At 48.3% G+C, this 13,148-nt stretch carries 3 protein-coding genes and 1 pseudogene; all 4 read right to left on the reverse strand.

The genetic code is table 11. The annotated features are described in order from the left end of the window. Positions 1-190 precede the first annotated feature (190 nt). Positions 191-1,488: pseudogene (locus tag J4772_RS22095) on the reverse strand (IS110 family transposase). Between the two features lie 947 nt (positions 1,489-2,435). Next, positions 2,436-2,741 carry a hypothetical protein gene (locus J4772_RS22100; RefSeq protein ID WP_209071413.1) on the reverse strand — a complete coding sequence of 102 codons (306 nt, stop codon included), beginning with the start codon at positions 2,739-2,741 and terminating at the stop codon, positions 2,436-2,438. Between the two features lie 11 nt (positions 2,742-2,752). Next, positions 2,753-7,960 (reverse strand): RHS repeat domain-containing protein, encoded by a 5,208-nt coding sequence (locus J4772_RS22105; RefSeq protein ID WP_209071414.1) that lies wholly within the window; start codon positions 7,958-7,960, stop codon positions 2,753-2,755. Between the two features lie 104 nt (positions 7,961-8,064). Beyond that, positions 8,065-12,672 carry a carbohydrate binding domain-containing protein gene (locus J4772_RS22110; protein WP_209071415.1) on the reverse strand — a complete coding sequence of 1,536 codons (4,608 nt, stop codon included), beginning with the start codon at positions 12,670-12,672 and terminating at the stop codon, positions 8,065-8,067. Between the last annotated feature and the right edge of the window lie 476 nt (positions 12,673-13,148).

Raw genomic sequence — 13,148 nt, forward strand, 5'->3', positions numbered from 1 at the left:
CCTCCCATGTCACACTGGGTCTATGCCCTTACATTCCTTCGTTCTACCTCTCAAGGGGTGGATGCCGATTCTCGCTCCTTTACAGGGTCGTTGCCCTTACGGTGTGTAGTTCGTCGGCTTCTCCGGTGCTTCCGTTGTTTAATTGTTCACTTGTGAATAATCGAGATTGCAGGCGGTTGCTTCCTTGATATTAAGCAGCCAATTGTTGTAACTGGACTTGCCGAACGGGGCCAACAACATCAATGGCGTTATACACGCGTTGCTTTGTCCCCAGCGTATACAGGACTCGAATGAGTTTGCCACACAACGCGATGAGCGACTGTTTCTTCTTTAGCGGATTCTGACCTCGCGTCGTGAAATAGCGGTGTAGCGCCTGAAACTCTGCGTTCTTCGCTACCATCGGCATGATCGCCCGGTACACCAGCGCTCGCAGGCGTGACCGCCCTCGCTTGGTTATGCCTGTCTGGCCTTTACGTTTTCCGGAGCTGTTTTCCATGAGATTCAGCCCGGCCAGACGAATGATTTGTTGACCATGATCGTAGGTATTCAGGTCACCGACTTCCGCCAGAAATCCGGCGACGGTGAGGATGCCGATTCCGGGTATGGTCAGCATTTCTGTCGTTCCCGGGATCCCCTCTAGAATCTCCTCCACCTGAGCCATAATGGCCTCAAGCTGCTCGTTAAATAGGTCGAACTGCGCTAAAAGTATGTTCAGTTCCACTCGAGCCGCTACGATTCCTTCCGTCAACCCAATGGAGGCTGTGGCGGCCGCGTAGAGCGCTTCCGCCCGCTTGATTCCCACGCCACGTTTGACCTCCGTCTTCCAGTGGACCAGGACGTCTCTGGCCCCTTTGGCGACGATGTCTGCAGGGAGCGCAAAGGTGCGCAGGGTCAGGAGCGATGCCTTGCCGCTCCAGTCCTTAAACACGCTTGTGTACTCTGGGAAGAAGCGGTCGAACCAATTACCAATGCGGCTTTTCACTTGGGTCAAACTGTCCGACACCTTCTCGCGCAGGTTCATCAGGATCCGCAGTTCTGCGAATTCCTTCGTCGGCAGCTTCGGTTCCGAATAATTCCCGTCCCGAATCAGTTTTGCAATGACTTTGGCATCCTTGTAATCGCTCTTCGTCGGTGAAAGTCTTCGAGCTCTTTCGTTTTGTTGACATGATGCGGATTTACAATAACGACCTGAATGCCTTGGTCTTGCAAGAAAGCAGCTAACGCAAACCAATAGTGGCCGGTGGGCTCAATGCCAAAGATAATGTCCGTCTTGCCATGTGCCTGCCCGAGTTCCTTCATCCACGTTACGAGCTTCGTTAGCCCCTCCTGGTCATTATGGAACACGCATTCTTTACCTTGTTCGATCCCGCGAAAATCTACCGCGCGAGCTACGTGCACTTTCTTGGCAATGTCCGCACCGACCACCAGTGTCGATTCGGTAATTCGTGTAATCTGTTGATTCTTTTTCTGCTTCAACTTATACTTCATTGTGAGCGCCTCTTTCGTATGTGGGATTTGTTCTTGGCGGAACGGTTCCCAGTATAACAAGTGGCGCTTTCTGTTTTCAAAGAGCAAATTTCTTCATTACAGGAATGGCTCTTTTCACAAAGTTACGTCTTTCTACTTTGTAGGAAGAGGTTTGACGGAAAGTTCTACTAAACCTTTTATGTGATCATTTTATTGGCTATTGTGAAACCCTGGTTTATGATTAATAATCCTCAAAGGTCGTTTAGAATACGAATGAGCTAGTAATCAATTAGTGAATGTATATTCTGCATGCCTGGTATCATTATACCAAAAAACAGTATAAATCTGGGTGATTTTGTCGAATCATCGAAGCATTACAAATCAAAACCGGGGAGGGGGGAAGGTCTTTAAATCAATTGCTTAGCGCCGAAGGCGGAAGGGTTTAAGATCGTACCTGACGGTGACAACCAATTGCCCTGAATCCAAACCAGATGGAAACAAACGGCTTGCCCGCTGTTGATTCATGAGCCGCAAGACGGCTTACAGCCTTTCTGGACGTTGAAGACAGGGAATCTGTCCAACGGAAATGAAAGGCTGCAAGCCACTCCTGCGGGAGAATCAACTTGTGGGCAAGCCGTTTGCTCTGGTCATCAGGTTAGGGTTAGTTCTTCTATGCTGCCGCAAGGCAAGGGTTAGATTTGCTGGCCCGGCGACAGCCGCGCCATGGCCCAAACCTGTGATGAAACAAATGGCTTGCCCGCTGTTGATTCGTTGGCCGCAGGGCGGCTTATAGCCTTTCTAAACGTTGGTGACAGAAAATCTGTCTAACGGAAATGAAAGGCTGCAAGCCACTCCTGTAGGGGAATCAACTTGTGGGCAAGCCGGTTACTCTGTATCAGGTTAGTTTAAATCATTCACTGGCTTGAGGCGCAAGCATTAGACGGCTTATCGGCAAAAAGTGTTTCATTCTATAAGTTTGCTTTAACCACAGAAAGTGATTTTTCCAAGCAATTTATCAATTCCTCTACTGAGCGACATGTATTTTGATAAATAGGATTCTCCCAATCATAATCCTTAATGACTACAATTTTGAATGAGCCATCTCTTGAGAATGAAGGAAACCACCCGACATCAATAACTAGTTTGTCTTTAAAACTTACCTGTAACAAATCTTCTTTTAAATTTTCCATTTGATTACCTAGGGGTTCGTTTACGTTAAGTTTAAGGTCGTTGTAGATAACTATTCCATTCTCAAAATTAACATTAATTAACAATTCAATATCACCTATCTTGTTAGTTTTTTAAATTCAGCTTCAGTAATTGGATGACCGTGAATAGTCCCGCCACTATACTCAACTCGGACATACTTAGTTTCGGAACCTCCACTAGCCCCAATAACTTCATCGAACTTCATTACCTTCCAGCTCTTTCCGTTTGTCACATTAATCCCATTCTCCCACACGTTTCTCTCAAGAGCTTCCACATTCATGCCTTGCAAATACTTTGCAGGTCCATCTCTTGTTGCCTTTACAATCTCACTCCAATTCACATTCTTTGGTGCAAAGTGTTTGAATCCATGATTAGTCCAATTGACATTAACTGCTTTTTCTAATGCATTAAGCCCCTTGATGGTCGAATAACTACCTAGTGAAAGAGCTAACTCTAGTGCAAATAATTCTTTTTCTCTAGATGACAAGCTCATGAAATATTCTAGCTTTTCCTCTTCAGACATCATTATATTGTTGTAGAGGCTTTTTGCATGAAACTGTGAAAATTCCCCTATGAAATTATTCACCATAAATAACTCTTCTAACCACTGTGGAGTTTCGTAGAAGTAATCGTTTTTAGTTTCAGGAGTGCCATATTTCAATATGACCATTTCTGCCAAGTGCCCCGTAGGGTCCCTATACTTCAGTGGGTTATTATGCACATAAGTATACAAGTTCTGAGACAAAGGATTGTTCAAGGTTCCTTGGTAGCTGTCCTCATTAATAAACCTTCCAACACTTGGATCATACCACCTCGCGCGAAGATATTGAAGGTTCGTCGTTTCATCCCAATACTCCCCGCTGTAGCGGAATGGATTTTCGACTGTCTCCTCCTCCACAATCGGTTTGCCCCATAGATCATAGCTATAGCTGTTCAGCAGGTTCCCAGCGGCATCCGTCAGACCAACCACATCACCATGTCCATTGTGCATGTAATACGCTTTGCTGCCAGCGGCATCCACACGTGAGACTAGCCCATTGCCGCGGATGTAACTCGCTTTGTGTGCAACGGCACCGCCATTGACCGTCCCTTCAGCAATGATATCCGCACCGTCATAATAGTACCTTGTCGTATGTCCGTCTTCCGTTCGTTCAATCATTAATCCGTCGCCATTATAGCGGTAGCTGACTTCCCCTCCCTCTTCCTTCGTGACTTTGAAGAGTCGGTCGCGTCCGTCATATTGGTAGCCTTTGTCGCTTAAAGCTAACGATTGGGTGGTAGCCAGCGTTTGGCGATTGCCTCTTAGATCATAGGTATACTGTTCCTCAAACTGTGTTGAGGTTGCAATCCGATCCAACTTGTCATAGGTGAACGTATGCGTTGCACCGTTTTCGGTTTTTCCCGTCTGATTGCGATTTAGATCATAAGTATAGCTAAACGTATTCATTGCAGGACTTGATGCTTTACTTTGTACCAGCGAAGTCAAATTCATTTCATTGTAGCCATACGTGCTGCCTAGGCCATTGCTCAATTGGCGTGTAGCTAACAGTCCATTTTTCTTATATCCATACGTGGCATCCCAGTTATTGATCGCTGGCCCAACTGCCGATAATCGGCTACGCACATCATACGCATAAGCCGTCACAATACCAAACGGATCCGTCATCTGCGTACGTCTGCCCTGTAGATCATATTGGTATTGCGTCGTTTTAAGATCCGGATACGTCACTTTTGTCAGCCAGCCCGAGGAATTCTCGTACGCATACTGCGTCTTTCCAGTAGCGTCCTGCATCCACAGTCTGCGACCGGCAAGGTCATAGCCATACGTGATCGGTTCATTCGCTGTCACGCTGGAAACAAGCCAATCCCGGTTGTTGAAACTATTCGTATGCGCTTGTCCTTTACGATCGATCCGCTGCGTTAAGTTGCTATTGAGATCGTACACATAGGTTTCTACTTGACCTAGTGGATCAATCTCCTGAATCAGCCTTCCCATCTGATCGTACACTTTTTGCCGTTTGCTCTGATCTGGATACTGTACTTGTTTCAGGTTGCCTGCCGAGCTGTACATATAGGTTGTTGTCAAATTACTCGGATCCATTACCGATATCAGGCGTCCCAACACATCATAAGTAAGCGTCGTTTTGTTGTTTTTCGCATCGGTATTCGTCAGCACATTCCCCATATAGTCATAGGTCATGGCAGACGAGCTCATTAAAGTGCCTGCGGTATTTAACGTCTCCTGCTTCAGCGTTCTGCCCAATATATCGTAAGAGGCTCTGATTTTATTGCCTTCCGCTTCAGTTGTAAGAACTGTACGTGCGATATCGTCATAACTGATGGTCGCAAATGCGTTATCCGTACCTGGATAATTCGTTTGAATGATTCGATCCCAGTTATCGTACTGATATGTGGTACGATTACCCGCGCCATCTTCACTCCAGCTCGTACGGCCGTAGCTGTCGTACCCCTGCTTCTCTTCTCCCTTGCCTACTATTCCGGAAGAAACCTTCCAACCGAACGGGTTCCACTTGATTCTTGAAGCTACGCCTGTCGGGTCAGTAACCGTTGCTTGGTTCGCAGTATCCTCATACACGACCGTACTGTAGCTCGTATCCGGGTTTGTAACTTTAACTATGCGTCCCAGCTTATCGTACTGGTAGGTTGTAGCGTACCCCTTAGGATCAATGAATTTCGTCATTTCTCCTGATAACTTGGTGTATTCCAATTGCTGGGCTACCGTTTCTGTTACACCGGAAGCATTCGTAACCGCAATGGACTGTGTGGTCGGAAACCCACCGTTGTATGCAGAACCATACTGCGTGTTAATGACTATATCGCGTTGATCATCCTTAATTGTAACGATTGCCGGGTTGCCATACGCATCATAGGCGTAATTCACTTGCGACTTCAGTGCCCCGGAAGCATTATTCTCCTTCGTCACGATTTGTTTAATTGTATTTTGCGGTGAATAGCGCGTGTACTCTGTAAAAGAAGACAAACCGGCCTTAATCGGTTGCGTCACATTGTTTAGCAAGTGCGTCGTCGGATCATACGTAAAGGTGGTCGTGATGTTGTTTGGATCGGTGGACGTTAGCACATTGCCGTAGTCATCATAGGTCTGTTGGGTCGTAACTGCTGATGCGTTCGCGGTCCCTTTGCTAGTTACTGCTGTCGAGGCTGAGGGTACAGGCAGACGCCTGCCTTCATCAAAAGTTTGCGTGACTGTCTGCTTCTCGACAGGATTTGTTTCATTGGCCTGCTTGACGATTTGCGTGTTATAGTAAACGGATGGTGTATTGTCATCGATATATTGCTTCTTAAAAGTATGGGTTGTCGTAGTTCTTCCATCATTCATCACAGTTTGGAACGAGGTGCTGTAGCCATAGGTGGTATCCACTCCACTGAAGGTTACACGATTGTAGCGCTCAGCCGTACCATTGGTTTGATACAGCACATCCTCCCGTGAAGAAACACGATAAAATTGTTCAGATTCCCCTTGTTTCCCGATGGTACGAGAGTGCAAGGCATATCCAAACTCGGTCTTCGCTCCTGTCGGATGCTCAATGCCATTAACGAGTGCGTAGTAGTTGTTGACAGCCGGATAGGAGCTGGACAGCAAACTAAATGCACCGGCATTTACCGCATAGGTGTATCGCGTCGTACGATTAGCGGGATCCGTGACGGCTGTAAGCAACTCTTTGTTGGTCGTGTTCGGTGCCATTTGCTTCTGATAACGAACAACGCGGTCTCCCATCGTGGCAACGACTTCGCTGCTCGAATAGGTGAGGGTGATTTGATTGCCCAGTGCGTCAATGACCTTGGTCAGGACATATCCATAGGGAGAAACCGATGTATAGTGAAACTGCAGCGTATTTCCATAAGCATCCGACTTTTGGATGAGCTTTCCGTTACCGGAAAAATAGTATTTGGTACCTTGCAGCGTCGTCAACACTCGGCTGGATTGCATGTTATTGACTGTGACGCTCGTATTATTCGTTAAGGTGAGATCCTTCCACGGATAACCGATAATTTTGTTACTGGCATCAATCTGATAAGTTGCCCCGCCATCCATTCTTAAGTAGGTATTGCTGCGTTTGGTTTGGATCTCCGGCATGTCCCAATCCCAGCCGCGTCCTAACGGGGTTTGTGTGATTTCATGGGTAACGTTGCGAACGGTGTACCCTGATCCGCCTAGAATTACGCCTCGCAGGTGTACACGACCTGTGGGAAACATTTTTGCGACAAATTTCCCCAGCGTACCGTTGGGCATTGTAAATTCGAAGTTATACCAATGCATGTACGGATCAGTGGCTGGATTCCGATACTTATAAAAACCCTTCTCGAGTTTTTCTTGTTCTTCGTGAAAAACGCCTTGTGGATAACTAAAGTAGAAGTAGCCACTCCATGCGCCATCTCCAGGATATTGTTGCCCTACGACACGTCTAAATACGCTTCCGTAATAGTTGTAGTAGAACTCGTCTATCATCGTAATGTTAGTAACTGGTGATTCTGAAGTGCCGTAGGGACCGAAAAACACCCTCACTAAATACTCAGGTACAAATTTGTAGATGTCCACAGGGTATATCGCAACATTCTTGTCGTAAAAATATGACTGAGAGCTATCGTATCTGCGTGTTAACGCAAAGGACAAACCGTTGCGTCCCGGTAGTACCAGATCCGTGTACTGGAGACTCAGATCCCCGCTTAAGTTGGAAATAGATTCATTCCCGCTTGTTATACTGTATGGAGCTTGATCTCCACGGAGTTCAAGACGTTTAATAACGGTCTCATCGTAGGTATTGGAAGAACTTGTAGCAGCCATACGATTTTTAGGTAAGCTCTTCAGCGCTTCTTCAATCTCTTTTGGATCGGTAATAATCGGAACATTCATCGCCTCATAATCTATCGGCTTTTGCGCTTGAAGAGTTTGATCCATCTGTTCTGCCAATTGCGCTTGTTTCTCTTTAACGGCAGGATTATTCTCTTCTAAGATTTCAATGACAGACTTCCCGCCGATAGACGCTTGATTCAACGCAGTTAGGATCTTCGTGATGGGGTAGCCTTGATTTAAATAATCCGACAGTTCAGTTGAAGACACATTGTATTGTTGACTAAGCCAATCGATAGTAAGTACTTCTGTGTCCGATACTTCCACAGGCGATTTGACAACATCCGCGGCTTGTACGGACGATGCTGGACCGACAGCAACAAAAGTGGTAAACAAAACTACAAATGCTAAAAGGAGGGCTAAGCTTTGTTTTTTTATTCGAAATAGAGCCACTTATAATCCACCTTTATCCAAATTTTAGTCATCTTTATGGGTGTAAGAACACAAGAAGATAGGTTTCTTACACCCTAAATACTATGCTTAATGAATTCGCCTTTTTATTGCTCTGGGATGATTATCAACTCACTCCACGAATCCTTGCCGGCGTTATCTATTGCTCGTATTCTGGCCTCGTACGCTATGCCAGCTTCCAGCCCCGAGATCGTAAGGTTTGTCGTGTTGATACTTTGATAAAGCACACCATTCAACCATACTTCGTATTCCTTGATGCCGCTCAAATCTTCCGAAGCCGCCCAAGCCAGTTCCACCTCGGTTTCAGATGCCCGAGTTACAGTCAGGGGCGTTGGCGCAGTTGGCGCAATGGTATCATGCGTGTATACCACGCTATCACTTTCATCCGACAGTTGCCCGTTCTGATTAACCGCAACTACAGTAAAGTTGTAAATGATGCCTTCAATGGCGGTCATCGTCCATTGCGGTTCGTAGACGGAGGCGACGACAGAATGGTTAGAACGCACCTGATACGATGCAATCTGCTGAGAAGGATCGGAAACCGTCCAAGAAAGCTTAATTTCGTTCCCGTTCAATTGCATCACCTGCAGGGACTCCGGTACTGGAATTTCCTCCTCCGCCTCTGCAGTGCTGTATTTAAACTTCAGCGCATCGGCATACAATGTACCTGAGCCTCCGCTCTGATCAGCGATCAGATGTACTGCAACCTCTGCCAGCACCGTGCCTTCCGGTATGACGCCTTGCTTTTCCAGATAAACATAACCATTTGTCGTCTGTTTTAAGTCTGCAATGAATGACCCTACATTCGTCCAGCTCTCGTCGTAGAACCACACGAGCAACTGTCCGTATGCACCGTTCAGTTCTTCTGCAAATAATTGCCCGCTCAGTTTAAAAGTTTCACCCGCCTGTACATTGATCCGTTGACGGACATAACCGCTCTTCCAGATCGGCAGGTCTGCGACTTCTAGTTTCATCGCCTTGTTTCCGCTAACGACCGGGGTGTCCGTCCAGCCAATCGTACCCGTGCCCGCATTTATGTTCTGCCAGCCAATTGCATTTGTGTCCAGTGTGTGCTCAAAACTCGTATTTACGAGCAGGTTCGGGTCCGTTGTCTCCCGCAGGTCGATGTTGTCTGCATACAGCAAGCCGCCTCCGTTGCCCACTCCATTGGCTGAGAGCCTCACGCTGACTTGCGCACGAACTACGCCCTCCGGTGCAACGCTCCGTTTCTCCAAATGCGCAAAGCCGGTCGTGGCTGTCTCTTGTCGGACAAAGTCCTGACCGATGCTGCTGTTGCTCGCGTTGTAGTACTGGATATGCAGCTCCGCGAACGCATTCTGCAGTTGTGCCGCATACACGTCCCCGGAAAGCAGATACGTTTTTCCGCCTTCAACCGCCACGGATTGCGATACCATTGCTCTTGTCCATGGCGCCAGTCCGGTGATTTCCGCCTTCAATGCTCGACTGCCTGTGCTTTCCTCCACAACAAGCTGTCCTGTTGCCGGAGCATCAATGGCCTTCGTCCAGAGCATGATGTCCGAACCGGTGGAATGCTCAAATGTCCCATTGCTCAGTAGATTGTCCTCATCCTCAACCAACGGTTCGCCATATTCAAACTTCAGCGCATCGGCAAATAGCGTACCTGAGCCTCCGTTTTGTTTGGCCGTCAAACGAACCGCAACTTCTGCTAGAGCCGTACCTTCCGGTATGACGCCTTGCTTTTCCAGATAAACATAACCGTTTGTCGTTTGGTTCAGGTCCGCCATGAACGATCCCACATTCGTCCAGTTCTCATCGTAGAACCACACGAGCAACTGTCCGTATGCATCATTCAGTTCTTCTGCATGTAACTGCCCGCTCAGTTTAAAAGTTTCGCCCGCCTGTACATTGATCCGTTGACGGACATAACCGCTCTTCCAGATCGGCAGGTCTGCGACTTCTAGTTTCATCGCCTTGTTTCCGCTAACGACCGGGGTGTCCGTCCAGCCAATCGTACCCGTGCCCGCATTTATGTTCTGCCAGCCAATTGCATTTGTGTCCAGTGTGTGCTCAAAACTCGTATTTACGAGCAGGTTCGGGTCCGTTGTCTCCCGCAGGTCGATGTTGTCTGCATACAGCAAGCCGCCTCCGTTGCCCACTCCATTGGCTGAGAGCCTCACGCTGACTTGCGCACGAACTGCGCCCTCCGGTGCAACGCTCCGTTTCTCCAAATGCGCAAAGCCGGTCGTGGCTGTCTCTTGTCGGACAAAGTCCTGACCGATGCTGCTGTTGCTCGCGTTGTAGTACTGGATGTGCAGCTCCGCGAACGCATTCTGCAGTTGTGCCGCATACACGTCCCCGGAAAGCAGATACGTTTTTCCGCCTTCAACCGCCACGGATTGTGACACCATTGCTCTTGTCCATGGCGCCAGTCCGGTGATTTCCGCCTTCAATGCTCGACTGCCTGTGCTTTCCTCCACAACAAGCTGTCCCGTTGCGGAAGCATCGATCCACTTTGTCCAAAGTGCGATATCCGAACCGATGGAATACTCGAACGCCCCGTTGCGCAGTAAATTGTTCTCATCCTCAACCAGTGGTTCTCCGTATTCAAACTGCAGTGCGTCGGTATACAATGTACCTGAGCCTCCGCTCTGATCAGCAATCAGATGTACTGCAACCTCTGCCAGCACCGTGCCTTCCGGTATGACGCCTTGCTTTTCCAGATAAACATAACCGTTTGTCGTCTGTTTTAAGTCTGCAATGAATGACCCTACATTCGTCCAGTTCTCATCGTAGAACCACACGAGCAACTGTCCGTATGCATCATTCAGTTCTTCTGCATGTAACTGCCCGCTCAGTTTAAAAGTTTCGCCCGCCTGTACATTGATCCGTTGACGGACATAACCGCTCTTCCAGATCGGCAGGTCTGCGACTTCTAGTTTCATCGCCTTGTTTCCGCTAACGACCGGGGTGTCCGTCCAGCCAATCGTACCCGTGCCCGCATTTATGTTCTGCCAGCCAATTGCATTTGTGTCCAGTGTGTGCTCAAAACTCGTATTTACGAGCAGGTTCGGGTCCGTTGTCTCCCGCAGGTCGATGTTGTCGGCATACAGCAGGCCGTCGCTGTTGCCTACGCCATTGGCCGAGAGCCTCACGCTGACTTGCGCACGAACTGCGCCCTCCGGTGCAACGCTCCGTTTCTCCAAATGCGCAAAGCCGGTCGTGGCTGTCTCTTGCCGGACATAGTCCTGACCGATGCTGCTGTTGCTCGCGTTGTAGTACTGGATGTGCAGCTCCGCGAATGCATTTTGCAGTTGTGCCGCATACACGTCCCCGGAGAGCAGATACGTTTTTCCGCCTTCAACCGCCACGGATTGCGATACCATTGCTCTTGTCCATGGCGCTAGTCCGGTCGCTTCGACCTTTAATGCTCGACTGCCTGTGCTTTCCTCCACAACAAGCTGTCCCGTTGCGGAAGCATCGATCCACTTTGTCCAAAGTGCGATATCCGAACCGATGGGATACTCGAACGCCCCGTTGCGCAGTAAATTGTTCTCATCCTCAACCAGTGGTTCTCCGTATTCAAACTGCAGTGCGTCGGCATACAACGTACCTGAGCCTCCATTTTGGTTGGCCGTTACACGAACCGCAACTTCGGCCAGCACCGTGCCTTCCGGTATGACGCCTTGCTTTTCCAGGTAAACATAACCGTTTGTCGTTTGGTTCAGGTCCGCCATGAACGATCCCACGTTCGTCCAGTTCTCGTCGTAGAACCACACGAGCAACTGTCCATATGCATCGTTCAGTTCTTCGGCATGCAGTTGTCCGCTCAACTTAAATGTTTGTCCTGCCTGTACGTTGATCCGTTGACGCACATAGCCGCTCTTCCAGATCGGCAGATCAGCCGCTTCAATCTTCATTGCCTTGCTTCCGCTTACGACCGGGGTATCCGTCCAGCCAATCGTACCTGTGCCCGCATTGAAGCTCTGCCAGCCGATTGCACCTGTGTCCAGCGTGTGCTCGAAACTCGCATTTACGAGCAGGTTCGGGTCCGTTGTCTCCCGCAGGTCGATGTTGTCGGCATACAGCAGGCCGTCGCTGTTGCCTACGCCATTGGCCGAGAGCCTCACGCTGACTTGCGCACAAACTGCGCCCTCCGGTACAACGCTCCGTTTCTCTAAATGCGCAAAGCCGGTCGTGGCTGTCTCTTGCCGGACATAGTCCTGACCGATGCTGCTGTTGCTCGCGTTGTAGTACTGGATGTGCAGCTCCGCGAATGCATTTTGCAGTTGTGCCGCATACACGTCCCCGGAGAGCAGATACGTTTTTCCGCCTTCAACCGCCACGGATTGCGATACCATTGCTCTTGTCCATGGCGCTAGTCCGGTCGCTTCGACCTTTAATGCTCGAGCCCCCTTGATCACTGGTGTTGAGACTAGAGCGATTTCACCGGTTTCAGACGCATCGTCATGATGATCCCAATGATAATCTGTGCTATCAACCGCCTTCTCAAATCCTCCGTTCTTGATAAGATTATCGAGATCATCCGCTTCGATCAGCTCAAACCAGCCAAATTCTGTCCAATTCGACCAGATTTGCGAATGCGTCACACGCAAACGTAATTGAAACTTCTCATTTTGCGGTAGAGCCGGAGTCCACTCGAAGCTTCCGAAAGTAGCGGAAGCAGGATGATTGATTACTCCAGAATCCCACACTAACGCTCCCAGGGCATCCTGTACCTGGATTTGAACATGCTCAAAAGCCCCGCTTGCAAATGAGGCCGTTTGTGTCCATGCAATACTAAAAGTTGAAGTATCAATCGAATTAGGAACACTTTCGCTTCCGGAAGGGAATGTTAATGCCACCGCTGGACGTCCTTCGATTGTAGAGGTTAACTGATTGCCATTGGCATCGTAAGTATATTTTTGAACATAAACGCCGTTCTTTTTGATGCCTATTAGCCTATTATTGAGGTCATACTCATATTGATAGGAACTACTAGCGAAAACGCCTATCCCAAGAGCTAATTGAATCATAACAAGAACCATAAGCATACTTATCGATCTAAATATCATTCCATATCCTCCTGTTTTCCCCTTTTTATTCACCCCCCATAATGCTACTTTAGTTTCTATCATTGTCACTATTCATCTATAAAATCCTTTATTACAAAACAAAACCAGACAAAATG

It is taken from the genome of Cohnella sp. LGH, assembly GCF_017671885.1.
In the GTDB taxonomy this organism is placed as follows: Bacteria; Bacillota; Bacilli; order Paenibacillales; family Paenibacillaceae; genus Cohnella; species Cohnella phaseoli.